We start from the raw sequence: 25,972 nt of genomic DNA, 5'->3' as shown, positions 1-25,972 counted from the left end.
GCCTGCCGGGCTCCGGGCTCAGTCAGCGCCTGCGCCACGCGCTGGCGCAAATCCATCGAATACGCTTGCATATACCTGCTTACGTACGCTAGGCGACGGCAGCTACACCGTTCATGAATCCGCTATATTGCCTGACTGCTCAAGTTTACTAGACGAACCATTGTCTTCTACTATTCTTCCGAATCCATCTTTAAAGGGAAATCCTTTCGGTATAGTGGTTAGCAGAGTATCTAATATTCCGTCGTAGTTTGTGGTGAAAAATGCTACTCGCTTGAGGTTATTATTTTCGGCAGTTTCTACAATGCTTTTTGAGAAACCTGGAAAATATTTTCTAATCAGTTTATATGATTTTCTCTCTTGATGAATTCTAAATTCCTCAGCAATTTCAGATATTTTGTTTAATAAAAATTTGTCAAATACAGATCTTAGTTTTTTAATATCATCTGGTGTTAATATTTTTTCAAAACCTTCTAAGTTAGAGAAAAAATTTATAACAGAATTTATAAGTTTTATTAAATATTCATCAGATATATTATTGCCTTTTTGAATAAAATGAGCTCTCAGTTCGTCGAATACAAGTTGAAATTTTTTCCATAATAAGGTGATGCTTCTTATGTTATCAGCAACATTTCTTCTGGTTAAAACTTGTGTCGCTTCTAATTCTTTGATAGGTATATTATCAATAATATTTTGAATCATGAAATTAAAGCCATTGCCTATTATAAAAACGACGTTGGACATTGTGGTATATAATTAAAAAAGCCGGAAATACAGAATAGTACTCCCGGCTTTTATTAAAAAATAAGATACCCTACGAACCGCAGGCCTCGCAGGCGTCTGGGTTGTCCAGGGAGCAGGCCATGTCGGCGGCGTTCTGGGCCGATACGTTCAGCGGCTCCAGGGTCTCGGCGGCTTGCTTCTGCACCGTGAACTTGATGGCGTCGGCGGCGGCTTTGGTGCGCAGGTAATACATGCCGGTTTTCAGGCCCTTCTTCCACGAGTGGAAGTGCATGCTGGTGAGCTTGCCGAAGTTCACGTTCAGCACGTGCAGGTTCAGGCTCTGGCTCTGGCAGATGTACGCGCCCCGGTCGGCCGACATGTCAATGATGCGGCGCTGCGAAATCTCCCACACCGTTTTGTACAGATCCTTGATGTGCTGCGGGATGCTGGGGATGTCCTGCACCGAGCCGTTGGCGGCAATGATGGCGTTCTTCATCTGCTCGTTCCACAGGCCCAGCTTCACCAGGTCCTTCAGCAGGTGCTTGTTCACCACCATGAACTCACCGCTCAGCACGCGGCGCACGTAGATGTTGGAGGTGTAAGGCTCAAACGACTCATTATTACCCAGAATCTGGGCCGTGGAGGCCGTCGGCATGGGGGCTACCAGCAGCGAGTTGCGTACGCCGTGCTCCATCACCTGGGCGCGCAGCGTTTCCCAATCCCACCGGCCCGACTCGGGCTTCACGCCCCACATATCGAACTGGAACTGGCCCTGGCTCAGCGGCGAGCCGGGGAAGGTTTCGTAGTGGCCGTCGCGCATGGCCAAATCCTTGGAGGCCGTCATGGCCGCGAAGTAGATGGTCTCGAAGATGTCCTTGTTCAGGCCGCTGGCTTCGTCGCTCTCGAACGGCATGCGCAGGGCAATGAACGTATCGGCCAGGCCCTGCACGCCCAGCCCGATGGGGCGGTGGCGGCGGTTGCTGCGCTCAGCCTCAATTACGGGGTAGTAGTTGATGTCGATGACCTTGTTGAGGTTCATCGTGGCGTGGTAGGTAACCTCGTACAGCTTCTTATGGTCGAAGATGAGGTTGCCAGCTTCGTCGGGACGCACGTAGCGGGGCAGGGCCAGCGAGGCGAGGTTGCACACGGCAATTTCGTTCTCGTCGGTGTACTCCATAATCTCGGTGCAGAGGTTGGAGCTCTTGATGGTCCCGAGGTTTTTCTGGTTGCTCTTGCTGTTGGCGGCGTCCTTGAACAGCATGTAAGGCGTGCCGGTCTCGGTCTGGCTTTCCAGAATGGCAAACCACAGCTCCTGGGCCTTAATGGTTTTGCGGCCGCGGCCTTCGCGCTCATACTTCTGGTACAGGCGCTCAAATTCCTCGCCGTAGGTGGTATCCAGGCCGGGGCACTCGTGGGGGCACATCAGCGTCCAGTCGCCGTTGGCTTCCACGCGCTTCATGAACAGGTCAGGCGTCCAGAGGGCGTAAAACAGGTCGCGGGCGCGCATCTCCTCCTTGCCATGGTTCTTTTTCAGGTCCAGGAAGTCGAGGATGTCGGCGTGCCAGGGCTCCAGGTAGATGGCGAAAGCGCCCTTGCGCTTGCCGCCGCCCTGGTCCACGTAGCGGGCCGTGTCGTTGAACACCTTCAGCATGGGCGTGAGGCCGTTGCTGGTGCCGTTGGTGCCTTTGATGTAGGAGCCGGTGGCGCGTACGTTGTGCACGGCCAGGCCAATGCCGCCGGCGCTCTGCGAAATCAGGGCGCAGTTCTTCAGCGTGTCATAAATGCCCTCGATGGAGTCGTCCTTCATCGTGAGCAGGAAGCAGGAGCTAAGCTGGGGCTTGGGCGTGCCGGCGTTGAACAGCGTAGGCGTGGCGTGCGTGAACCACCGCTCACTCATCAGGTTGTAGGTCTCGATGGCGGCGGCAATGTCTTCTTTGTGAATGCCCACGGCCACGCGCATAAGCATGTGCTGGGGCCGCTCCACCACCTTGCCGTCGAGGCGGAGCAGGTAGCTGCGCTCCAGCGTCTTGAAGCCGAAGTAGTCGTAGTTGTAGTCCCGGTCGTAGATGATGGCCGAATCGAGGGTGGCAGCGTGCCGGTGCACGATTTCCCATACGTCCTGGGCAATGAGGGAAGCGTTTTCGCCGGTTTTGGGGTCCTCGTAGGTGTGCAGCCGCTTCATGGTGCTGCTGAACGACTTGCTGGTGACCTTGTGCAGGTTGCTCACGGCAATGCGCGCAGCCAGGATGGCGTAGTCGGGGTGCTTGGTGGTGAGCGAGGCGGCGGTTTCGGCGGCCAGGTTGTCCAGCTCCACGGTGGTCACGCCGTCGTAAATCCCGTCGATAACCTTTTTGGCTACCTCAATCGGGGAAATGAAATTCTGGTTGAGTCCGTAGCAAAGCTTCTCGATGCGGGCCGTTACCTTATCGAATTTGACGGATTCGCGGCGGCCGTCGCGTTTGAGTACCAACATAGGCGTAGCAGTTGATGTGGGGAGTGGAAGTATGGGAATAGCCGGGGAAAACCGGCCAAAGAATCAAAGCAGAAACAGGGGGCAACCGGGCCCTTAAGGCAGGTCAACGGTTCCGAATATATCCGCTCCGGGAACTCAGGACAAACCTATTTCCTGGAAGTTTTCCACATAAGCCTAAAAGGGTGCTAATCAGGCGGTTTTTTGTAATTTCGACCCCACTATATAGTCCGCTAAAACGGTTAGAAATTAGGTTGCTGATTTCCGATAGAAGTGGTATTGTCGGTTATCAACTACCAAGCGTCAGCCTTGATGAAAACAAAACGGCCCACTGCTATAGCGGGCCGTTGGGGTACGAATGGATCTGTTCAGAAAATCACTGGAAACAAAAAGAACGTCGTGCTGAGCGGAGCCGAAGCATCTCTACCTCTTCGTGGCAATACTATTGATTAGCCAAGGATAGAGATGCTTCGACAAGCGGACGCCAGATCAAGCATGACAGCCTAAACAGATAGGGTAGCTGACGGTCCACCGCCGCTAGTTCACCACCAGCTTTTTGGTGGCTACCGTGGTGCTGGTTTTTACAGTTACCACGTACACCCCTTTCGCCAGCGGCCGTACATCTACCTGGTTCCGGGCGCTTTTCAGCGGGGTTTCCAGTACCGTGCGGCCGTTCAGGTCGCGCACCAGCAGCTCCGCCGGCCCGGTAGTGGTTTCCACCGTCAGGAAGTCGGTGGTAGGGTTGGGGTAGAGCGTCAGCTCGGTGTTGCGGGCGGTGGTGGTAGCCGTTACCGGGGCGCAGGTCTGACCGAAGGTGGTATCCAGGAAACGCAGGCGGTTTTGCAGCCAGGCCGTGAGGTAGGGCAGCTGGGTGGCATCATATTTAAAATCTACCCAGGCCAGATGCTCCCGGGCGTACACGTTGTTAGCCTGCAACACGTCGCTGTTCGCCTGAAACTTGGCCAGAATGTGGGCATCCGTAATGACCGACGTGCGCAGCTCGGTCCACCGCGTCCGGAGCCGGTCCCGGAAGCCACCCGCAGAGCAGTCCTGCAGCAGCCGGTCGTACAGGCCGTTGCTGAGCACGTCGGAGCTAAACCCGATGTGGTTACCGTTGAAGTCGTTGCCGAACACGCCATCCAGGTCCCAGGGCACAAAGTAGTACGGCTCGCCTTGCTTGTATTTGGCGATGTACACATTCTTGCCCGTGTTGTCGCCGGCCCGCAGCAGGTTGAGGAAAATGAAGTAGTCCACGGCGTTGCCGAGGTGCAGCTTCTGCTGATAGGTGCTGTAGAAAGTCTGGTCGGGGTTGTGCTCCACGAAATCCACGAAGCCGTACAGGCGGCTCCAGTCAACCATCTCCTCAGGGTGCTTGTACTCAAAACCGCCCCAGGTTTCGCTGGCATTGTCGTAAGGCGGGAGCGAGTCGAAGGTGGTGGCACCATCCCAGCCGGCCCCCTTGTACAGCTCCCCGGTGATGCCGTTGTTGTACTTCTTAAGCTTGAGCTGCTTCCGGTCGATGCGCTCCGTGAGGGTGTAAATACCCCGGTAGCTGCCGTTTACAAACACCTCCACGTACTCGGCGCTGATGCCGTTTTTGGCTTCCGGCTCCTGCGCTTTGTAGTAGATCTGATGGATTTCCTGCCACAGCTCGTTGGATACCTTGCTCTGCATGCGCAGCGGCTCGTTGTAGAGGGCCTGCAGGTTGTATTTGTTATCGGTGCGCATACCCAGCAGCGTCACGTCGCGGGAGGCAGTGCCCACGGTATCATTCCAGAAACTCAGCTCGTACGACTTTTTGGGGTACGACTGCGAAAAGCCGCCCCGGTACTCAATGCCCAGGTTCGACTGCACCGTCCGGCCGTTCGGTTCCACCAGCTTAAGCTGCGCATACACGCTCGGCGTGTCCACAATCGAGTCGCGGGCCGCAATGGTTACTACGGGTAGCTGACTGAAAAATAGCGTGTAGCCGGTGCCCGCTGCCTGCGCCTGGTACGAAGCGGCAGGCTGAATATCCGTAATCGGCGCGGCGAGGGTATATACCTGGTCGAGGGCCAAGTGCGTGGCCGGATGCTGCGCGTCAACGGCCAGGTCACGCGTCTGCTGATGCACCAGGATCAGGTGCTTTTCCCGGTCGATGTGATAAAAGGTGGGCGCAACACGCAGCGTATCGCCGGCTTTGGCCAGATGAACAACTCCTGGCAGCAATAATAGACTCAGGAGCAGGGGACGGGTAGTGTTTTGGAACATAGGAAAGGAAGTAAGATATGCGTAGCGCAAACCGGATGACAGGATGAAATAATCACGCTGCAGAAGGCCTGTATCCGAAATCGGACGAAGGCAGGCAGGCATAGATGAGAAAGGAGGGGGAGGCTACCGTTGGGTAGTCGCAGGACTAATGCGCGGCGTAGGCAAATAGACTAAGTGCCGTGTCAGTGAGGCTATTCAGCCAGCAGATAGATACATAGGACGAGAAAACACGAATAGATAAAGACGGCGTATACAGATTTACCGGAACAACGCCGGTAGTCGGAATATAGTATTTATCTGATGGGTAAATAGAATTCGTAACCAGCCGCTCCTTGAACAGGATAGCTCGGTGACGATCCGCGAAATAAAAACAAAAACCTCAGTTGCGTGTGTTTCTGATCCATTTTCTTGGGTCATTGCTGCGTGATGTAAGCTAAGTACTATGTCGACTGCTTTTTACTCCCGCTTGTGCGGCCTGATGCTGGTAGCTTGGCTGGGATTATTGCCATCGGGGTACGCCCAGCGTTTCGCAGCCATCGGCGACTATGGATTTGCCGGTACTGCCGAACGGGACGTGGCCAATCTGGTGAAAAGCTGGAACCCGGAGTTCATCATCACGCTTGGAGATAATAATTACGACAAGGGCGACTCCACAACCATTGACCAGAATATCGGGCAGTATTACCACGAGTACATCGGCAACTACAAAGGGCGGTATGGCCCCAGCGCCTCCACCAATCGTTTTTTTCCCTCTCTCGGCAACCACGACTATTACACCCGCAACGGCGAGGCCTACCGTTACTACTTCACGCTGCCCGGCAACGGCCGCTACTATGATTTTGTGCGCGGCGACGTGCACTTCTTCGCCCTCGACAGCGACCCGGCCGAGCCCGATGGCGTGACGGTCACCTCCGTTCAGGCCCAGTGGCTACGCGCGAAGCTGGCGGCCTCCACGGCCCGCTGGAAAGTGGTGTATCTGCATCACGCACCGTACTCGTCGGGAGCCCACGGCAACACGCCGGCCCTGCAGTGGCCGTTCAAAGAGTGGGGAGCCTCAGTCGTGCTGGCCGGCCACGACCACCACTACGAGCGGCTGATGCAGGATGGACTGCCCTATTTCGTGAATGGCCTGGGTGGGCGCAGCTACTACCGCGTAAACGCTCAGCCCGTACCGCAAAGCCAGTTCACCTTCACCGGCGACTACGGAGCCATGCTGCTTAATGCTTCTCCGGACAGCCTTACGCTGCAGTTTTTCACTCGCAGCCGCCGCCTTGTTGATACCTACACGCTGCACCGGTCTGTAAGCGCATCACCAGTGCTGTACCCGCTTAGCCCCAACCCCTTCCAGACGGCTACGCTGGTGGAGTATTTTCTGCCCAGCGCTGCCCGCGTGCAGGTGCGGGTGCTGAACATACTGGGCCAGGAGGTGGCTATTCTGCAGCCGCCAACGGCAGCTGCTGCTGGCTGGCACCGCCTGAACTGGGAGCGGGGTGCGCTGCCGGCAGGGCTGTATTTCGTGCAGCTGCTCGGCGACAACCTCTCCCAGATAACCCGTGCCGAGTTATTGTAACAGCCGCTTATTCGGCTCTAAGTCAGTGGCCCCCTTGTCAGAAAATTTCTTCTGGTAAGGGGGCCACTGGCTTTGTGTGCACGTAGTGCGCCGCGCTTATTTCGTGGGTACGGTGTAGGTGAGCCCGAAGCGCTTGGCATAGCTAGCCAAAGGCTCCATACCAATGGCGGCCCGGCGCTCATCTACGTGGGCTTCGTCGGCAATGGGGTGGAACACCATCTTGCCGGTTTTCTGATCGGTAGTGAGCTGGCTGCCATATATCTGTGGCTTGCCCTGCCACATCAGCAGCCGGTCCTGCATCAGCGCGTAGGCCGATTGGGCCAGGTCGCCCCGGCCAGTGGCCTGTTTGGCCATGGGCAGGTACTTTTCCAGCGTCGCCGGGTCGGAGTGCTGAATCACCAGGAATACCGTTTGGGTACCCATGCTGCCCACTTCGGCTGTGGTAGGCCAGCCGTGGGTATCCAGCAGCCGCTTAATGGTTTTCAGGTTGCGCTGGTCATTGGCTTCAATATCCTTCCACAGCGCCGTCATCTCCGCTGATTTCTCACCGTACTGCTTGGCCACGGCCTCGTACTTCATGCGGCCACCCTGATCCAGGGCATAGATGGAATCCAGCTGCTGCTTCAGGGGCTTGTTGTAGCTGGCCTCCCGCTTTGCCACGGCGGCTTGCAGCCGGGTGAGCATCGGCTGCCAGCGCTTGTCGGCGTGTAGGGTTGTCAGGTCGGTATCCTGCTTCACGTGGGCCACGTTTTCCCAACCCGCGGCGGTGGCTTTGTCCAGGTATAGAAAAGCTTTGGTGGCGTCGCCGGCCAGGGCCCAGGTGCAGGCGGCATTGTAGAAGTCAGTACTGGTGGGCTGCGCCTTTGCCTGTTTAAAGGCCTGATCGTACAGTGTGCCGGAACTCTGGTAGTTTTTGGCCGCGTAAGCGTCGGCAGCCTGCTGGTTGAGCTTGCAGAAGTCGCTTTGGGCAAATGCCATGCTGCCGCTCAGCAGAAATCCGGCGAACAAAAGGGAGACTTTTTTCATAGAACGAAAGGGATATACAGGGTAAAAATGAAGGCTCCGCCGCCGGCCGAATGGTCACAGCAGAGGCCCGGCGTAAGTAGGCAGTTCCTGCCGAAGCAAGTAGCACCAACCATACGATTAGCACCCCCGGTCAGGAGTTGCATCCGACATGTACTCAATTGGCCCCCGTCTGAGCCTTAAGAACTTACTTCCGACACAGCAGCCACACGGTCCCCGTCACGACCAGCATGGCTCCCGCTACAAGCGCCCCCACCGTTACCGGCGGCCCGAATGCTTTGCAGGAACAGGAAGCGAAAACCGGCTTTCCATTGAAACGAATCCGCCGGCGGCAGAAGGCGCAGGGCATAAGGTCAGGGTCGGTCTGGCCCGGCAGGGGCCACTGGTTGGCAGAAAGGTGCATAGGAAAATAGGGAATAGTACGCCACTGAATACCATGCCTCCGTCGGAGGTAACCCAGCAAAAAGCCCCAGCTCCGGGGAGGAGCTGGGGCTGGTAACCTGCTGACGGCGGCTTGATTAAAAGTCTTCGTCCAGCGAGAAGGCATTGGCCGTGCGGTCGGAGAGTACCCCGGCTTTCTGGTATTCGCCCACCCGCTTCTCAAAGAAGTTGGTTTTGCCCTGCAGCGAAATCATTTCCATGAAATCGAAGGGGTTGGAGGTGTGGTAGATTTTGCTGTAGCCCAGCTCGGCCAGCAGGCGGTCGGCCACAAACTCAATGTACTGGTTCATGCTCTGGGCGTTCATACCGATGAGGTTCACCGGCAGCGCATCCGTCACAAACTCCTGCTCAATCTGCACCGCGTCGCGGATGATTTCATGCACGCGGCTTTCGGGCAGCTTGTTCTGGAGATGGTCGCGGTAGAGCAGGCAGGCGAAGTCGCAGTGCAGCCCTTCGTCGCGGGAAATCAGCTCGTTGGAGAACGTCAGGCCAGGCATCAGGCCACGCTTCTTCAGCCAGAAAATGGAGCAGAACGACCCGGAAAAGAAGATGCCTTCCACGGCGGCAAAGGCAATTAGACGCTCGGTGAAGTTTTCGGAGTTAATCCACTTCAGGGCCCACTCGCCCTTTTTCTTCACGCAGGGCACCGTTTCCAGGGCGTTGAACAGGCGGTCCTTCTCCTTGGGGTCTTTGATGTAGGTGTCAATCAGCAGGGAGTAGGTTTCCGAGTGAATGTTCTCCATCATCACCTGAAAGCCATAAAAGCAACGGGCCTCGGCCATCTGCACTTCCTGCATGAAATTCACGGCCAAGTTTTCATTCACGATGCCATCGGAAGCGGCAAAAAAGGCCAGCACGTGGCTGATGAAGTGCCGCTCCCCGTCGTTGAGCGATTCCCAGTCCTTCTGATCCTGGCTCAGGTCAATTTCTTCGGCTGTCCAGAACGAGGCTTCGGCTTTCTTGTACATCTGCCATACATCGTTGTGCTGAATCGGAAAAAGAACAAAGCGGTTGGGGTTCTCAGTGAGCAGAGGTTCCATGACGGCAGGGCTAATAGAAGTAAAATGGGTGGGGCCCGAAGGGTAAGAAGGCTGGGTTCAACCCCAAGGCAAACCAGATTGTTCAGCGGCCTTCCAGAAAGGTCCGGAAGCCAAAGATAAACCGCCCGGCCGGGAACAAGCCCCGGGTACACGCATTTTTTGTGCAGTATTTTTTGTGCATGCCGCTAAGCAACTGCAAGTTGTCCGTTAAGTCGAAAATAGATAAAAAGCAACCCTGAAAATGTTAACAACTTTAGTTATCCACATTTTTTCTGTGGACAATTGGGGTTATCCACAGAAATTGTTATTCGCCTGCCCGGTGGCGCGTTCCGCTGAATGTGGTTTTGGAAGGTGGAATTGACAGGAGCAATGAGGTTTAGTGAGTTAGGGTTTGGATTTGTAAAATCATCCTTCTACTTTTGCCTTCCATTTTTCAGAAACCGCGAAGACGCCGATGTACGCAATTGTCAACATAGCCGGGAAGCAGACTAAGGTCGAAGCCAATAAATTTGTATACGCCCACCGTTTGGCTGGCAACGTCGGCGACACTGTGGAGCTGGGCAAAGCCCTGCTGACCGATGATAACGGAACCCTCACCATTGGCTCGCCCGAGCTGGACGTTACCGTAAGCGGTACCATCCTCGCTCACGTAAAAGGCGACAAGGTATTGGTGTTCAAGAAGAAGCGCCGGAAGGGCTACAAGAAGCTGAACGGCCACCGTCAGCAGTTCACCAAAGTACTAATCAACAGCATCGGCTAGTTTAGTGTATCGTTGTTGGTGCCTGGTGCTTAGTTGATGTAACTGAGCGTTTTCGGCCCAACAATAGCTAAGCACTAACAACCAAGCACTAAGCACTCCAATACCATGGCACACAAGAAAGGCGTAGGTAGCTCCAACAACGGCCGCGAATCAGAAGCTAAGCGTCTGGGCGTGAAAATCTTCGGCGGGCAGTCCATCATTGCCGGCAACATCATCGTGCGTCAGCGCGGTACCAAGCACCACCCCGGTCAGAACGTGGGTATCGGCAAGGACCACACGCTGTTCGCTATGATCGACGGCACCGTGCAGTTCCGCAAGGGTCGCAAAGACCGTTCGTTCGTATCGGTAGTACCGGCTGCTGCCGAGACTGCTGAGTAGTAGCGCCGCATAACTTCCGGTGATTAACCGGAATTTTGAGCAGAAGGGACCGTCCGCAAGGGCTGTCCCTTTTTGCGTTGCAGAAACCCGCTTAGGGCCGCCGGTACACGAAAACGGTGTCTTCGCCCAATGGAAACTGCTCGTGCAGGCCTGCCAGCCCTAGGTGCGGGGCCGGTACGCCCCCCCCGAGCCGGTGCGGAGCCCGAATCACGCGGGCCTCATCCCAGAGCCCATCCTTCAGCAGCGAGGTGAGCACCGTGGGCCCGCCTTCCACCAGCACCGATTGTACGTTGCGCTGGGCCAAGTGGCGCAGAATCTGCGGAAACAGGTCCTCAGCCTCCGAGAGCATCACGTACTCAACGCCAGGACGTGCCGCCCTTTCGCGGTAGGTGTACACCACCGTGGGCTGGGAGCCATCGAAGAGGTGGTGCGTGGGCGGCAGGCTCAGGTTTTTATCGATAACCAGCCGGAGCGGATCGGGGCCGGACCACTCGCGCACGTTCAGCCGGGGGTTGTCGTGCAGCGCAGTACGGGTACCCACCAGAATGGCCTGCTCCTCGCTGCGCCACTGGTGCACGGCCACGCGGGCCAGCTCGCCGCTGATGGGTACGGGCTGAAAATACGGCCCGGCCAGATAGCCGTCGGCCGTTTCGGCCCACTTCAGCACCACGTAGGGCCGCTGCTGCTCCTGCAGGGTGAAAAACCGGCGGTTCAGCCAGCGCCCTTCGGCTTCCAGCACGCCGGTTTCTACTTGAATGCCGACGTCGCGCAGTTTCTGGATACCCCGGCCGGCCACCAGCGGGTTGGGGTCGAGGTTGCAGATGACCACTTCGGCTACTTGTTTTTCGATGAGCAGATCCGCGCAGGGCGGGGTTTTGCCGAAGTGGGAGCAGGGCTCCAGCGTTACGTACACCCGGCTGCGGAGCAGCAGGTGGGGTTCCGTTACGGCCGCCACGGCGTTTACTTCGGCATGGGGGCCGCCGTACTGCCGGTGCCAGCCTTCCCCAATGATGCGGCCTTCGTGGGTAATAACGCAGCCCACCAGAGGGTTAGGCCGAGTGAAACCGGTGCCCAGCCGGGCTAGGTCGAGGGCGCGGCGCATCATCAGTTGATCGAAATCGGAAGCAGGCATATGGGGGTGGGGCTGGTTTGGGTGGGGGTGAAGATACGCGCCGGCTGCCAACCCCGGAAGGCCCGGCCGCCGGCATGTACCTTTGCGGCATGCTCACGATTCGCCACCTCACCGCCGACCTTGCCGCCGCCCTCCAGCCCCTCTACGACCCGCGCGAAGCCGAGGCCATAGCCGGGCAGGTGCTGGAGCATCTGCTCGGCCTCACTCCGCTGCAGCGGCGCATGCAGGCCCAGGACCCGGTAGACGAATCCCGCCTGCCGGAGCTGCCCGCCATCCGGGCGCGGCTGCTGTGCCAGGAGCCGCTGCAGTACGTGCTGGGCGTGGCGCACTTTGCCGGGCTGGAGCTGGAAGTAACCCCCGCCACACTCATTCCGCGCCCCGAAACCGAGGAGCTGGTGGAGCTGATTGCGCGGGAGCAGGAAGGCCGGATGGGGCTTCAGGTGCTGGACGTAGGCACAGGCACGGGCTGCATTCCGCTGGCGCTGGCCGGCCGCCTGCCCGGGGCCCGGCTGACGGCGGTGGATGTATCGGGGGAGGCCCTAGCCGTGGCCCGGCGTAACGCGGGGCGGTACCAGGTGGCCGTTGATTTTCAGCAGGTGGACATTCTGACCCAGATGCCACAGCTGTCAACCCCGCTGGATGTGTTGGTGAGCAACCCGCCCTACGTGCTGGAAAGCGAGCAGCCCTTCATGCGCTCCAACGTGCTGGACTACGAGCCCGCCACGGCCCTGTTCGTGCCCGACCACGACCCGCTGCGGTTTTACCGCCGCATTGCCACGCTGGGCGGTCAGCTGCTGGCCGCGGGCGGGGCGCTGTATTTCGAAATCAACGAGCAGTTTGCGCCCGAAACCGTGGCGCTGCTGCAGGGGCTGGGCTACCGGGATACGGCCATCCATGCCGATATTTTCGGGAAGAACCGGATGGTGCGGGCCTCTTGGGTGGGGCCGCAGCCGGCCGCGTAACGGAAAGATAATGCTGGACCGTAGCCCAGCATGGTGCGCCGCCGGGCAAGGATTTCTTAACAGACTACCAAAACCCTTACCTTTGCGGGCTGAAAACCTGTCCATCAACTTCTCCGGCATGTCCGACGCCCCCGGCTATTATGCGCACCCCACCGCCGTCCTCGACGCGGGCTGCCGCATTGGGGCCGGGTGCCGCATTTGGCACTTCTGCCACGTGAGCGGCGGCGCGGTACTGGGCGAGGGGTGCAGTCTGGGCCAGAACGTGTTTGTGGCCGACGGCGTCACGCTGGGCCGCAACGTGAAGGTGCAGAACAACGTGAGCCTATACAGCGGTGTACAGTGCGCCGACGACGTGTTCCTGGGTCCTTCGGTGGTGTTTACCAACGTACTGAACCCGCGGGCGGCCGTGCCCCGGCGCGGCGACGGGCACTACCTGCCCACCCGGCTGGCACAGGGCGTCAGCATCGGGGCCAACAGTACCATTGTGTGCGGTACCACACTGGGTGAATACGCCTTTGTGGGGGCCGGCTCGGTCGTCACGCGCGACGTACCGGCCTACGCCTTGGTATACGGTAACCCGGCCCGACCCCGCGGCTGGATGAGCGCTCACGGCCACCGGCTGGCCTTTGATGCGGCCGGCCGGGCCACCTGCCCGGAAAGCAATACAGTCTATCAGTTAACCGACGGCCGGGTTTCCCGTATGAGCCCCGGCTAATGCCGGGCCGCCTGGGCCATCCGCTACCCGTTTTTCACTCAGTCACTCCATCACTCAGTCACCTTTATCGTGTACGAGCAACTTCTCCAGAAACAGGCCAAGCTGGCCGTTATCGGCCTCGGTTACGTGGGCCTGCCCATTGCCCTCGAATTCGCCCGGAAAATCAAGGTTATCGGGTTCGACATCAACGCCAAGCGGGTGGAGATGATGCGCAACCACGTAGACCCCAGCGGCGAGCTGGAAGCGAAAGACTTTGAGGGCTGCGACATTGAGTTCACGGATTCGCTGGAGGTGCTGCGCGAGGCCACCTTTTACATTGTGGCCGTACCCACGCCCATCGACGAGCACGCCCAGCCCGACTTGAAGCCGCTCATCGGAGCATCTTCGTCGGTAGGCAAGGTGCTCAAGAAGGGCGACTACGTGGTGTTTGAGAGCACCGTGTACCCCGGCTGCACCGAGGAAGACTGCATTCCGGTGATGGAAAAGCACTCGGGCCTGAGCTTCGCCAACGGCGACTTCAAAGTGGGCTACTCGCCCGAGCGCATCAACCCTGGCGACAAAGAGCACACGCTCAGCAGCATTGTGAAGGTAGTAGCCGGCTGCGACGCCGAGTCGCTGGAAGAAATTGCCAAGACGTACGAACTGGTGGTGAAGGCCGGTGTGCACCGCGCCAGCAGCATTAAGGTGGCCGAAGCCGCCAAGATCATCGAAAACACCCAGCGCGACGTGAACATTGCGCTGATGAACGAGCTGTCGATGATCTTCGACCGCATGAACATCAACACCTACGAGGTACTGGAAGCGGCCGGCACTAAGTGGAACTTCCTGAAGTTTTCGCCCGGCCTGGTGGGTGGCCACTGCATCGGCGTTGACCCCTACTACCTCACCTACAAGGCTAAGGAGCTGGGCTACGACGCCAAGGTGATTTTGAGCGGCCGGACCACCAACGACAACATGGGAGCTTACATCGCCCGCAAAACCGTGCAGACGATGATCAAGCAGGGCAAGGATGTGGCCAAAAGCCGCGTGCTGGTGATGGGTGCCACCTTCAAGGAGAACGTGGAAGACATCCGCAACTCTAAAGTGGCCGATGTGATCCAGGAGCTGAAAAACTTCTCGGTGAACGTGGACATTGTGGATCCCCACGCCGACAGTGACGAGCTGCACCACGAGTACGGCTTCCGCCTGACGCCGGAGACGGAAATGCGCCAGGATTACGACGCCGTGATTGTGGCCGTGAGCCACAAGCCGTACACCGAGCTGACGGAAGACTACTTCAAGTCCATCACCAACCAGCCGGCTGTGGTAGTGGATATCAAAGGCCTGTTCCGCGGCCAGATCAACGACCTCACTTACTGGAGCCTGTAATAGTAGTTGTCCGTTGCTGGTTGTTCGTTATTAGTTTGATTCAGAATCTGATAACGAATAACCAGCAACGGACAACTCGCACCTGACAACTGTATGTCTAGAACGAAAATACTGGTTACGGGCGGGGCCGGCTATATTGGCTCGCACGCGGTAGTAGAGCTGTACGAGGCCGGTTTCCAGCCGATCATTGTGGACAACTTCAGCAACTCCCAGGAGTCGGCGTTGCGCGGGGTAGAAGAAATCCTGGGCGTGCGGGTGCCCTTGCACCGCATCGACTGCAACGACGCCGAGGCCCTGCGCGCCGTTTTTGCCGAAGAGGGCAGCTTGCGCGGCGTGATTCACTTTGCCGCCTCCAAGGCGGTAGGTGAATCATTGCAGAAGCCGCTGGAATACTACCAGAATAACGTAGGCTCGCTGCTGACGCTACTGCAGGTAATGCGCGAGTTTGGCGTGGAGGCCCTGGTGTTCTCGTCGTCGTGCACGGTGTATGGTATTCCGGATGCGCTGCCCGTAACTGAGCAGACGCCCACCAAGAAGGCCAACTCGCCCTACGGTGCTACCAAGCAGATGTGCGAAGATATTCTGCGCGACGTGGCGGCGGCCCCCGGCAACACGCTCCGGACCATTCTGCTGCGCTATTTCAACCCGATTGGGGCCCACGCTTCGGCCAAAATCGGGGAGTTACCCCTAGGTGTCCCCCAGAACCTGATTCCGTACGTAACCCAGACGGCCGCCGGCATCCGTGAGCAGCTCACCGTTTACGGCGACACCTACGATACCCCCGACGGTACCAACATCCGTGACTATGTGCACGTGGTGGACCTGGCTAAGGCCCACGTAGTAGCCGTGCAGCGCCTGCTGGACAAGCAAGGCGAAACGGTGGAGACGTTCAACGTGGGTACCGGCCGCGGCAACTCGGTGCTGGAAGTGGTGCACGCCTTTGAGCGTGCCACTGGCCAGAAGCTCAACTACAAAATCGGTCCGGCCCGGGCAGGCGACGTGCCGGCTATCTATGCCGACGTTACCAAATCGGTGGAGGTACTGGGTTTCCAGACTACGACCACGCTGGAAGAGTCGCTGGCCAGTGCCTGGAAGTGGCAGCAGACTTTGGGTAAGTAAACGTGAAAAAAAGAACGTCATGCTGAGCGGAGCGAAGCATCTCGCGTGCTGACTCAGGATTAGTAACTCAACATCAGCACGCGAGATGCTTCGGCTCCGCCTCTGCATGACGTTCCAAATACAAACGAAATCAATATGAAAATCATCATCACCGGCGGGGCCGGCTTCATTGGGTCGCACGTGGTGCGCCTGTTCGTGACCAAGTATCCGGAGTATCAGATTCTGAACCTGGATGCGCTGACCTACGCCGGCAACCTCGAAAACCTGCGCGACATTGAAAACGCGCCCAACTATCGTCTGGTGAAAGGTGACATCACCGATCAGGCCTTCGTGGACAACCTGTTTGCCACGGAGGAGCCCGACGCGGTGATTCACCTGGCCGCCGAAAGTCACGTGGACCGCAGTATCACCGATCCGCTGGCCTTCGTGAAGACCAACGTCCTGGGCACGGTGCACCTGCTGAACGCCGCCAAAAACCTGTGGAAGCCGCTCAACTACGAGGGCAAGGTGTTCTACCACGTAAGCACCGACGAGGTGTACGGCTCTCTGGACTTCGGCCCCGAGATGTTCACCGAGGAAACCAGCTACGACCCCCGCTCGCCGTATTCGGCCTCCAAGGCGTCGTCGGACCACTTTGTGCGGGCCTGGCACCACACCTACCACATGCCGGTGAAGCTGAGCAACTGCTCCAACAACTACGGCCCCAACCACTTTCCCGAGAAGCTGATTCCGCTGGCTATTCACCGCATTCAGCATGGCGAGGCTATTCCGGTGTACGGCAAGGGCGAAAACGTGCGCGACTGGCTGTTCGTGAAAGACCACGCCACCGCCATCGACGCCGTGTTCCACAAGGGTAAAGTGGGTGAAACCTACAACATCGGCGGCGTGAATGAGTGGGCCAACCTGGAGCTGATTCACCTACTCTGCGACACGCTGGACGAGAAAACCGGCAAAGAGAAAGGCACCTCCCGCAAGCTCATCAAGTTCGTGACGGACCGTGCCGGCCACGACCTGCGCTACGCCATCGACTCGAGCAAAATCATGAACGAGCTGGGCTGGAAACCGTCCGTGACCTTCGAGCAGGGCCTGAGCCAGACGGTGGACTGGTACCTGGAAAACCAGGAGTGGCTGAACAACGTCACCAGCGGCCAGTACCAGGACTACTACCAGAAGCAGTACAACCGCTAGGTCAATTAAAAATTAAAAATTGAGAATTAAAAATTGCGCTGTCAGCTCTAATGGGATGATTTAGTGTGGTTTGAACAACCAATTTTTAATTTTTAATTCTCAATTTTTAATTGACAAAATGTACAACACTCCTTTTCACGACCAGCCGCTCGATAACCTGAGCTTCCTCGTTACCGGCGGGGCCGGCTTCATTGGCTCGAACCTGGTGGAATACCTGCTCAAGTACGGCGCCAAAGAGGTGCGCGTGCTGGATAACTTCTCCAACGGCTTCCGCAAGAACCTGCGGCTATTTGAAGGTAACCCGGCTTTGCGCGTCATCGAAGGTGACATCCGGGACCGGCAGACGTGCATTGATGCCTGCAAGGGCATTGACGTGGTGCTGCACCAGGCGGCTCTGGGCTCCGTACCTCGCTCCATCAACGACCCCATCACGAGCAACGATGTGAACGTGGGCGGCTTCGTGAACATGCTGGTAGGAGCCAAGGAAGCAGGCGTGAAGCGCTTCGTGTACGCGGCTTCCAGCTCCACCTACGGCGACCATAAGGCCCTGCCCAAAGTGGAGGACCGCATCGGCAAGCCCCTCTCGCCCTACGCCGTCACCAAGTATGCCAACGAGCTGTACGCTGATGTGTTTGGCAAGACCTACGGCATGGAAATCATTGGGCTGCGCTACTTCAACATCTTCGGCCCGCGCCAAGACCCCAACGGGGCCTACGCCGCCGTGATTCCGCTGTTCATTGATGCCGTGCTGGAAGGTCGTCCGCCTCGAATGAATGGCGACGGAGGCCAGACCCGCGACTTCACCTTCGTGGAAAACTGTGTACAGGCCAACATTAAGGCAGCGCTAGTGCAGAACCCCGAGGCCGTGAATCAGGTGTACAACGTGGCCGTGGCCGACCGCACCTCGCTCAACGACCTGTTCAATATCCTCAAGGAAGAAGCCGGCTCCGACATCACCCCCGAGTACGGCCCCGACCGTGCCGGCGACATCCGCGACTCCCTGGCCGACATCAGCAAGGCTAACAATCTGCTCGGCTACCAGCCCCAGATCCGCATTCAGGAAGGTTTGCAGAAGACGTTGGACTGGTTCAAGGCCAACCAGGCGTTTATTGCCGAGCGGAATTAGTCCGTATGTCATGCTGAGCTTGCCGAAGCATCTCTACCGCTTCGTTGAGTTACTACCGCAACGAAGCGGTAGAGATGCTTCGGCAAGCTCAGCATGACGTTCTTTTATCCAAGTCTCCAAGCCCTCAAGACCCCACTATGAAAGGTATTATCCTCGCCGGCGGCTCCGGCACCCGGTTGCATCCTCTCACACTGGCCGTATCCAAGCAGATGATGCCGGTGTACGATAAGCCGATGGTGTACTACCCGCTGTCCATCCTGATGATGGCCGGCATCCGGGAAATCCTCATCATCACTACGCCCCACGATCAGGCGCAGTTCAAGAAGCTGCTCGGCAACGGTGCCAATCTGGGTTGCCGCTTCGAGTACGTGGTGCAGGAGGTGCCCAACGGCCTGGCCCAGGCCTTCGTGCTGGGCGCTGACTTCATCGGCACCGATAAAGTGGCTTTGGTGCTCGGCGACAACATCTTCCACGGCGAAGGCATGGAGGAACTGCTCAAGAGCAACAACGACCCCGACGGCGGCGTGGTGTACGCCTACCATGTGCACGACCCCGAACGCTACGGCGTGGTGGAGTTCGATGCCAACAACAAGGCCCTCAGCATTGAGGAGAAGCCTGCCAAGCCCAAAAGCAACTACGCCGTACCCGGCCTGTACTTCTACGACAACGACGTAGTGCAGATTGCCCGCGACCTGAAGCCCAGCCCCCGCGGCGAGTATGAAATCACCGACGTGAACCAGGAGTACCTGCGCCGCGGCAAGCTGAAAGTAGGTATCCTGGGCCGCGGCACTGCCTGGCTCGACACGGGTACCTTCGAAAGCCTGATGCAGGCCGGCGAGTTTGTGCGGGTGCTGGAACAGCGCCAGGGCCTGAAGGTGGGCTCAATTGAGGAAGTGGCCTACCGCCAGGGCTTCATCGACGCCGACCAGCTGCGCAAAATTGCCGAGCCCTTGCGCAAAAGCGGCTACGGCGACTACCTGCTACGCCTGCCCGAGCAGCTGCTGATGTAAGCAGTCAGCCGTCATTGCGAGCGAAGCGAAGCAATCCTTCCTTCACTAAGCTCCAACCCATGACCTAACCAAAGCCCCTGACGCCAACACGGATGTCAGGGGCTTTGTGCTTATCCAAGGTGTTGAGCTGCGTAAAGGAAGGATTGCTTCGCTTCGCTCGCAATGACATTAAAACACCAGCCCTGCCACCAGCGCTGCGCCCACGATGAGATAGGAAGGTACCTTTTCCCAGAGCAGCAGTAGGAACGTAGCGGCAATGAGGGCAAGGTTAATGGGGTTGTCGGGCAGAGGGTGGTAGAGCAGGAAGGTGGCGGCGCACACCAGTCCGGCCGATACGGCGTTGATGCCCTCCAATGAGGCTTTCACCACGCGGTACCGCTTAAGCTGGTCCCAGAACCGGATCAGAAAGAAGATAAGCAAGGTGCCTGGCATGAAGATGCCCACCGCGCCCACCAGCGCCCCCAGCAACTGCCCATCCAGCCCGCTGCCGTCGCGGCGCATGGCCAGGGCCCCTATGTAGGAGGCAAAGGAAAAGTTGGGACCCGGTAGGGCCTGCACCATGCCCAACCCTGACAAGAACTCCTCGGGTGAGAGGTAGTGCTTGAACTCCACAAACTCAGTGTAGAACAGCGGCGCGAGTACCTGCCCGCCCCCGAAAACGAGGCTGCCGTTGCGGTAGAAGTTCTCGAAAAGGCGTACCGGCAGCCAGTGCGTATACTGCCCCAGCACCGCCGCCCCAATAAAGATGCCCAGCCACAGCAGAAAATTGGGCCACTCAATGCGCAGCGGTAGCTTGGTTTCCTGAGGTATTTTACGGTAGCGGAACGTGGTAATCAGCCCACCGGCCAGCAACAGAAGGGGCATCAGCCAGGGTACCTGAAACCGGTATACCAGCATGGCCGCTACCACCATCAGCGCCACGGAGGTTTTAGTATGGATGACTTTCTCGGCAATCTTATAGGCCGAGTACGCCACGAAGCCCACCGCCACCGGCTGCACATACTGCACCAGCCGGGCCACCTGCTCCTTATCGAGGTAGCTGATGGTGAGGCCCGCGCACGTCATGATGCACACGGCCGGCAGCATCCAGACCAGCAGGGTGAGGTAAGCCAGGTTGGGCCCGCCCAGCCGGAAGCCGATGGCCGTAATGGTTTGGGTGGAGGTGGGGCCCGGCAGAATCTGGCACAGGGCCGTCAGCTCCAGCAGCTCGGCCGCCGTAAGGTAGCGGCGCTTGTCCACCAGCAGCCGCAGCATCATGGCCAGGTGGGCCTGCGGGCCCCCGAAGGCACTCAATCCCAGCGCCGCCACATCTTTCAGAAAGATGATATTGCGCACTCGTTTAACCCGCTTAGCGCGGCGGGGCGGTGGGGCCAGCTGAATATCGTCGGGCGGCGAAACCACAAGGCAGAGGGGGAAAAGCGGACGAGAGTACCGGACAAGATAACGAGTTGCCCGCTTATCAACCTGAGGGGAAGCGAGGGGCACGGTTTTTTTGCACCCACAGATACATAAAAAAGCGCCCGTCTTCCTCAGAAGACGGGCGCTTTCGGGCATTGCTCAGGGCCGCTTATTTCTTTTTCAGGCCCAGCTCAATCAAACGCTCGTTCAGGAATTCCCCGGCCGTAATGTCGGCTTCCTTCTTCGGGTTTTCGGGCGTTACGCAGCTCTCCAGGGCGGCCAGGCTCATTTCGGAGCGCGGGTGCATGAAGAACGGAATGCTGTAGCGCGAAGAGTTCATCTTCTCGCGGGGCGGGTTCACCACGCGGTGAATGGTGCTTTTCAGCACCCCGTTGGTGAGGCGCTGCAGCATGTCTCCTACGTTTACCACAATCTGGTCGGGCAGGGCCGTAATTGGAATCCACTTGTCGTCGCGGCGCTTCACCTGCAGGCCATCGGCCGAGGCACCCATGAGCAGGGTAATCAGGTTGATGTCGCCGTGCTCGGCTGCGCGTACCGCGTCGGAGGGTACCGCGTCGGGATTTTCGATGGGGTAGTAGTGGATGGGGCGCAGAATGCTATTGCCGTTGCGCACCTTGTCGTCGAAGTAATTCTCGGGCAGTTTCAGGTACAGGGCAATGGCGCGCAGAATGTCCTTACCGGCAGCCTCCAGCGTTTTGTAAGTGGTGAGGGCCGTGTTCTGGAAGCTGTCGAGCTCAGCGGGCCAGATGTTGTCCGGATACTCCGCCCCGATGGGGTCGTTGGCGTCGTCTACCTCTTGGCCTACATGGTAGAACTCCTTCAGGTCGCCGGTATTGCGGCCTTTGGCGTGCTCCTTGCCTTTGCTCACGTAGCCGCGCTGGCCAGCCAGCTCCGGCTTTTCGTACTGCTGCTTCACGTCATCGGGCAGCGAGAAGAAGGCTTTCACGTCAGCGTACAGCTTCTGCGTCTGATCGTCGGTGAGGCCATGATTTTTGAGGGCAATGAAGCCGATATTCTGGTACGCTTCGCCAAGTTGTTGCACGAAACGGGCTTTGCGCTCGGGGTCACCGGAGCGGAAATCAGCCAAATCAAGCGACGGAATTTCGTCTAGCAGCTTTTCTTCCATGGTGTGAAGAGAAATTATGGGTACTTGTGAGGGAGGGACGGTACGTACCCCGCAAGGTACGACAAATGCCGGTATTGCGGGCGGGCCATGCGGGTGCGGAAAGTCGCCGGAAGGTGCTTATCACTAGACGGAATGCAACTTTCATCGGCTATACCCCGTCTGTGGTAACCGGCCGATAAATGAGACTGTTTCACGTCGGTTGGATTTTATCGTTGACCGAGTAAAACGGCGTGTTGGACGGGGCGCAGTGTAATCTATGTTGCAACTTGGTTCATTTACCTTTGCCAGACTCCGGTCAACAGTTGAAAGCGGCTGTTATAGGCGGGCTTTTGATAAATAGCGAAACTTCCGACCGTGTTAGGACGTCTTCAGAGTTCTGACCCTCTCAGCTACGCGGTGCTGCATTACTTGTTGCGCCGCGGGCGTCCGATTTGACCTTGACTGTATGAACATTACAAAATTACTGTTGTCGTTGGGGGTAGTAATAGCGGGGAGCAGAGTGGCGCAGGCGCAACACGCCGTGTGGGCCGCCAAAGTAGTGGCTGTATCCTCGCAGAAAGCGGAAGGGAAAGAGGCATTTTCACCGGAAAAAGTGTTGGGGGAACCCAACGCCACCCCATTGGGTCAGGTAAATAACGAAGCCTGGATTCCGAAAAAGGAAGGCAGTAACGAGTTCATTGAAGTGCGGTTCGGCAAATCGGTAGTTGCCAAGCAGGTAACCGTAGTGGAAAACTTCAATCCCGGCTCCGTAACCAAAATCGAGCTGGTAGATACGCGCGGGCAGAAGCACCAGGTGTACACCAACGACAGCCCGGGACCTGTGCCGGAGCAGTTTCGGTCGTTGCAGGTCACGTTTTCACCGGCCACCTACCGCACCATCGGGGTGGTGGTGACGTTGAACACCAAAGCTGTAAACGGAGTAAATCAGATTGACGCCATTGGCGTAGCCGACGTGGCTGAGTCGATGGTGAAAAAGGAATTCAAGAACGAGCAGAGTGGCGTCAGCTTCGACTCCTCGATGGTGAACCTGGGGCCCACCGTCAACTCTAAGTTTGTGGATACGCACCCGGTTATTTCGCCGGATGGCCGCACGCTGTTTTTCGCCCGGCAGGAGCATCCGCAGAACGTAGGCGGGGCCAAAGACGTGCAGGACGTGTGGTACAGCAACCTGCTCAACGCCGAGAAAAAGCAATGGGGCCCGGCCAAGAATATTGGCAGCCCCATCAACACGCCCCGTGACCCCAACGGTGTAGCCTCGGTATCGGCCAATGGCCAGCAGATGCTGTTGATTGGCGTGTACCTGCCTGATGGATCCATGGAACCGAAAGGCCCCAGCATCAGCCGCCGCACGGCCACGGGCTGGACCAAGCCAGAGAAGGTAGAAATTGAAGATTACTACAACGACGACCCCGAAAACGTCGATTTCACCCTGTCTACTTCGGGTAAGGTGATGATGATGGCCGTGGACCGTAAGGACGGCAAGGGCCAGCAGGATTTGTATGTGAGCTTTCTGAAGCCCGACGGCAAAACCTGGACGAAGCCTCGCAACCTGGGCGGCACCATTAATACCAGCAAACCAGAGTTTTCGCCGTTTCTGGCATCCGATGGCAAGACGCTGTATTTCGCATCGGAGGGCCACGGTGGCTACGGCAAGAGTGACCTGTTTTACAGCAAGCGGCTGGATGATACCTGGACCAACTGGAGCGCCCCCCGCAACCTGGGCCCCAGCGTAAATTCCCCGGATTTCGATGCCTATTACACCGTATCGGCGGCTGGCGAGGATGCTTACCTGGTATCTGCCCGCAAGGGTATCGATAACTCCAAGGACATCTTCCGCATTAGCCTGAAGCCCACATTCCGGCCGGAGGTGGTAACGCTGGTGCGTGGTAAAGTGCTGGATGCTTCCTCTAAAAAACCAGTTGCCGCTACTATCCGGTACGAGAACCTACTGACCGGGGAGGAAATCGGGGTAGCGGAAACCAGCCCCATTGATGGCTCTTATACCATTGTGCTGCCATCGGGCGCGCACTACGGCTACCGCGCCGAAGCTAAGGATTACCTGGCCGAATCGGACAACCTGGACGTAACGGACCGGCAGAAGTACTCGGAAATCAACCAAGACTTGTACCTGGTGCCGTTTGCGGTGGGCCAGAGCATCAAGCTGAACAACATCTTCTTCGCCCAGAGCAAATACTACCTGCGCGAAAACTCCTACCCCGAGCTGCTGCGCCTGGTGCGCATTCTGAAGGATTACCCACAGGTGGAAATCAAGCTGGAAGGGCACACCGATAACCAGGGCGACCCTGCTCTGAACGTGAAGCTGAGCCTGGACCGCGTGAATGAGGTGAAAAAGTACCTCGTGCAGAAAGGCATTGCCAGCAGCCGCATCACCACTGAAGGCTACGGCGGCAGCAAGCCCGTTGCCAGCAACGACCAGGAAGAAACCCGCAAGCTCAACCGCCGTGTAGAGTTCCGGATTACGAAAAAATAGAACGGACTGGTTGCAAATCAACCCGTCATCCTGAGCAACGCGAAGGACCTTACCACGTCAGAACAATCCGTTCCAGCGTGCTAAGGTCCTTCGCGTTGCTCAGGATGACGGGTTTTAGACTACTTAGCTCATCCGGCCTTCGTCGCGGCCGGGTTTTACGCTGCTGCTTTGGCCGCCGGGGTTGGCAATGGAGTCGCGCATATCGGTGTCGGCCTGCACGTTGCGCATTTTGTAGTAGTCCATTACGCCGAGGTTACCGGAGCGGAACGCTTCAGCAATGGCTTTCGGAATTTCGGCTTCGGCCTCCACCACGCGGGCTTTGGCTTCCTGGGTTTTGGCGCGGTTTTCCTGCTCCATAGCCACGGCCATGGCCCGGCGCTCCTCGGCACGGGCTTCGGCCACGCGCAGGTCGGCGGAAGCCTGGTCGGTCTGGAGCTTGGCCCCGATGTTCTCCCCGATGTCCACGTCGGCAATATCGATGGACAGGATTTCGAAGGCAGTACCGGCGTCGAGGCCCTTGCTGAGTACCAGCTTGGAAATCTTGTCGGGGTTTTCTAGCACCTCCTTGTGGGAGCGGGACGAGCCGATGCTGGTTACAATGCCTTCACCCACGCGGGCCAGAATGGTTTCCTCACCGGCCCCACCCACCAGCTGCGTGATGTTGGCACGCACCGTAATTCGGGCCTTGGCAATCAGCTGAATGCCATCTTGGGCCACGGCCGCCACGTTGGGCGTGTTGATTACTTTGGGGTTTACGCTGGTGGTCACGGCCTCAAACACGTCGCGCCCGGCCAAGTCAATGGCGGTAGCCTGCTTGAAGCTGAGCGGAATGTTTGCTTTATCAGCCGAAATCAGGGCTTTGATAACGCTGGGAATGTTGCCGCCGGCCAGGTAGTGCGTTTCCAGGTCGTTGGCCGTCAGCTCCAGTCCGGCTTTGGTAGAGGTGATGAGGGAGTTGACAATGAGAGCCGGCGGCACCTTGCGTACCCGCATAAACGCCAATTGAAACAGGCTCACCCGGACTCCCGAGAAAATGGCCGTTATCCAGAGGCTGATGGGGAAGAAATACAGCAGTACCAGTAAGGCAATGCCACCCACAATGAGCGGGAAAAGAGGAAAGTTCATAGGAGAGGGAATAGTTGCCAGTGACAAGGTGGTGATTCTCAGCTAAGAAACAGGAAGGTTGAGCTAAGCCAGCTGCTCGACCACAATTCGATTTTGCTCGATTCCTAACACCCGTACTTCCGAACCCGCCGGTACAAACTCGCCCCGCGTGGTTACCTCGCGCCGGTCATCCTGAAACAGGGCGGTACCGGCCGGGCGCAACGCCGACAGCGTACGACCCACGGTGCCGGGCTGCACATCGGGGTGGCGGACATCGTGCACGCGGCCGTGGTTAACCTGGGTCAGGGCCATGCGGTTCAGGTTTTTAGGCCGCAAGCCCCAGTATACCAACGCCCCGGCCCCAACCAGGGAACCAGCTAGTACGAAGTGGCCGGCCGGCGTGCCCAGGTCGCGGTATCCCAGCCAGATACCGGCTGCCAGCAGCCCAAAGCCCACCAGCCCGACCACCGTGGTGCCGGGAATAAAGATGACTTCGGCTGCCAGAAAAACCAGCCCGAAAAACAACAGCAGCGCAATAGTCAGCCAGTCCATAGCAAAAG

At 57.9% G+C, this 25,972-nt stretch carries 22 protein-coding genes; 11 read left to right on the top strand and 11 right to left on the bottom strand.

The genetic code is table 11. The annotated features are described in order from the left end of the window. Positions 1-111: 111 nt before the first annotated feature. The 3 genes from EI291_RS09070 to EI291_RS09060 all read right to left on the bottom strand — a co-directional run bounded on the left by EI291_RS09070 (position 112) and on the right by EI291_RS09060 (position 5,440). A complete protein-coding gene (locus EI291_RS09070) occupies positions 112-741 on the bottom strand; it encodes a hypothetical protein (protein WP_125419484.1) in 630 nt (209 codons plus the stop codon). A 70-nt stretch (positions 742-811) separates the two neighbouring features. Then, the gene (locus EI291_RS09065; RefSeq protein ID WP_125419483.1) at positions 812-3,193 is read right to left on the bottom strand and encodes a ribonucleoside-diphosphate reductase subunit alpha; all 2,382 of its coding nucleotides are present in this window, start codon (positions 3,191-3,193) and stop codon (positions 812-814) included. Positions 3,194-3,727: 534 nt separating this feature from the next. Beyond that, on the bottom strand, positions 3,728-5,440 hold the full coding sequence (locus tag EI291_RS09060) for a CotH kinase family protein (protein ID WP_170172574.1): 1,713 nt from the start codon (positions 5,438-5,440) through the stop codon (positions 3,728-3,730). 442 nt (positions 5,441-5,882) lie between these two features. Here EI291_RS09060 and EI291_RS09055 point away from each other — a divergent pair, with 442 nt between their 5' ends. Next, positions 5,883-7,010, top strand: a complete 1,128-nt coding sequence (locus EI291_RS09055; protein WP_125419481.1) for a metallophosphoesterase — start codon at positions 5,883-5,885, stop codon at positions 7,008-7,010. A gap of 96 nt (positions 7,011-7,106) precedes the next feature. Here the strand turns inward: EI291_RS09055 and EI291_RS09050 are convergent, their stop codons facing one another. From EI291_RS09050 to EI291_RS09040, 3 genes are all read right to left on the bottom strand, one after another. Continuing rightward, a complete protein-coding gene (locus EI291_RS09050; RefSeq protein ID WP_125419480.1) occupies positions 7,107-8,036 on the bottom strand; it encodes a DUF6624 domain-containing protein in 930 nt (309 codons plus the stop codon). A gap of 184 nt (positions 8,037-8,220) precedes the next feature. Beyond that, positions 8,221-8,436, bottom strand: coding sequence for a hypothetical protein (locus tag EI291_RS09045; protein ID WP_125419479.1), 216 nt, complete (start codon positions 8,434-8,436; stop codon positions 8,221-8,223). A 115-nt stretch (positions 8,437-8,551) separates the two neighbouring features. Continuing rightward, a complete protein-coding gene (locus EI291_RS09040; RefSeq protein ID WP_125419478.1) occupies positions 8,552-9,514 on the bottom strand; it encodes a ribonucleoside-diphosphate reductase small subunit in 963 nt (320 codons plus the stop codon). Between the two features lie 454 nt (positions 9,515-9,968). On the opposite strand from EI291_RS09040, the gene rplU reads away from it, so the two are divergent. Next, positions 9,969-10,274 carry a 50S ribosomal protein L21 gene (gene rplU, locus EI291_RS09035; RefSeq protein ID WP_044000590.1) on the top strand — a complete coding sequence of 102 codons (306 nt, stop codon included), beginning with the start codon at positions 9,969-9,971 and terminating at the stop codon, positions 10,272-10,274. A gap of 105 nt (positions 10,275-10,379) precedes the next feature. Continuing rightward, a complete protein-coding gene (rpmA, locus tag EI291_RS09030) occupies positions 10,380-10,652 on the top strand; it encodes a 50S ribosomal protein L27 (protein WP_125419477.1) in 273 nt (90 codons plus the stop codon). Between the two features lie 91 nt (positions 10,653-10,743). Here the strand turns inward: rpmA and ribD are convergent, their stop codons facing one another. Next, complete coding sequence (gene ribD, locus EI291_RS09025) at positions 10,744-11,784, bottom strand: bifunctional diaminohydroxyphosphoribosylaminopyrimidine deaminase/5-amino-6-(5-phosphoribosylamino)uracil reductase RibD (RefSeq protein WP_125419476.1); 1,041 nt, start codon at positions 11,782-11,784, stop codon at positions 10,744-10,746. Positions 11,785-11,873: 89 nt separating this feature from the next. Here ribD and prmC point away from each other — a divergent pair, with 89 nt between their 5' ends. The 7 genes from prmC (at position 11,874) to rfbA (ending at position 19,272) form a co-directional block, all read left to right on the top strand. Continuing rightward, positions 11,874-12,746 (top strand): peptide chain release factor N(5)-glutamine methyltransferase, encoded by an 873-nt coding sequence (gene prmC / locus EI291_RS09020; protein ID WP_170172573.1) that lies wholly within the window; start codon positions 11,874-11,876, stop codon positions 12,744-12,746. Positions 12,747-12,864: 118 nt separating this feature from the next. Beyond that, on the top strand, positions 12,865-13,461 hold the full coding sequence (locus tag EI291_RS09015) for an acyltransferase (RefSeq protein WP_125419474.1): 597 nt from the start codon (positions 12,865-12,867) through the stop codon (positions 13,459-13,461). A 69-nt stretch (positions 13,462-13,530) separates the two neighbouring features. Next, the gene (locus tag EI291_RS09010; protein ID WP_125419473.1) at positions 13,531-14,829 is read left to right on the top strand and encodes a nucleotide sugar dehydrogenase; all 1,299 of its coding nucleotides are present in this window, start codon (positions 13,531-13,533) and stop codon (positions 14,827-14,829) included. A 93-nt stretch (positions 14,830-14,922) separates the two neighbouring features. Further along, the gene (gene galE / locus EI291_RS09005) at positions 14,923-15,948 is read left to right on the top strand and encodes a UDP-glucose 4-epimerase GalE (RefSeq protein ID WP_125419472.1); all 1,026 of its coding nucleotides are present in this window, start codon (positions 14,923-14,925) and stop codon (positions 15,946-15,948) included. A gap of 135 nt (positions 15,949-16,083) precedes the next feature. Continuing rightward, the gene (gene rfbB, locus EI291_RS09000) at positions 16,084-17,136 is read left to right on the top strand and encodes a dTDP-glucose 4,6-dehydratase (protein ID WP_125419471.1); all 1,053 of its coding nucleotides are present in this window, start codon (positions 16,084-16,086) and stop codon (positions 17,134-17,136) included. Between the two features lie 118 nt (positions 17,137-17,254). Further along, positions 17,255-18,262: an SDR family oxidoreductase gene (locus EI291_RS08995; RefSeq protein ID WP_125419470.1), complete on the top strand. Its 1,008-nt coding sequence runs from the start codon at positions 17,255-17,257 to the stop codon at positions 18,260-18,262. Between the two features lie 137 nt (positions 18,263-18,399). Further along, positions 18,400-19,272, top strand: coding sequence for a glucose-1-phosphate thymidylyltransferase RfbA (gene rfbA / locus EI291_RS08990; RefSeq protein WP_125419469.1), 873 nt, complete (start codon positions 18,400-18,402; stop codon positions 19,270-19,272). 168 nt (positions 19,273-19,440) lie between these two features. Here the strand turns inward: rfbA and chrA are convergent, their stop codons facing one another. Both chrA and EI291_RS08980 read right to left on the bottom strand, forming a co-directional pair. After that, on the bottom strand, positions 19,441-20,673 hold the full coding sequence (gene chrA / locus EI291_RS08985; protein WP_125419468.1) for a chromate efflux transporter: 1,233 nt from the start codon (positions 20,671-20,673) through the stop codon (positions 19,441-19,443). A 166-nt stretch (positions 20,674-20,839) separates the two neighbouring features. Further along, on the bottom strand, positions 20,840-21,817 hold the full coding sequence (locus EI291_RS08980; protein WP_125419467.1) for an isopenicillin N synthase family dioxygenase: 978 nt from the start codon (positions 21,815-21,817) through the stop codon (positions 20,840-20,842). A 445-nt stretch (positions 21,818-22,262) separates the two neighbouring features. Between EI291_RS08980 and EI291_RS08975 the strand changes: the two genes are divergently transcribed. Next, complete coding sequence (locus EI291_RS08975) at positions 22,263-24,308, top strand: OmpA family protein (protein ID WP_125419466.1); 2,046 nt, start codon at positions 22,263-22,265, stop codon at positions 24,306-24,308. A 123-nt stretch (positions 24,309-24,431) separates the two neighbouring features. Here the strand turns inward: EI291_RS08975 and floA are convergent, their stop codons facing one another. Beyond that, entirely contained in the window at positions 24,432-25,433 is a 1,002-nt protein-coding gene (gene floA, locus EI291_RS08970) for a flotillin-like protein FloA (RefSeq protein ID WP_125419465.1), read from the bottom strand. 63 nt (positions 25,434-25,496) lie between these two features. Beyond that, positions 25,497-25,964, bottom strand: a complete 468-nt coding sequence (locus EI291_RS08965; RefSeq protein ID WP_125419464.1) for an NfeD family protein — start codon at positions 25,962-25,964, stop codon at positions 25,497-25,499. Between the last annotated feature and the right edge of the window lie 8 nt (positions 25,965-25,972).

The sequence above is a fragment of the Hymenobacter rigui genome, from assembly GCF_003944715.1.
GTDB lineage: Bacteria > Bacteroidota > Bacteroidia > Cytophagales > Hymenobacteraceae > Hymenobacter > Hymenobacter rigui.
This window is presented reverse-complemented; position numbering and strand designations above follow the sequence as displayed.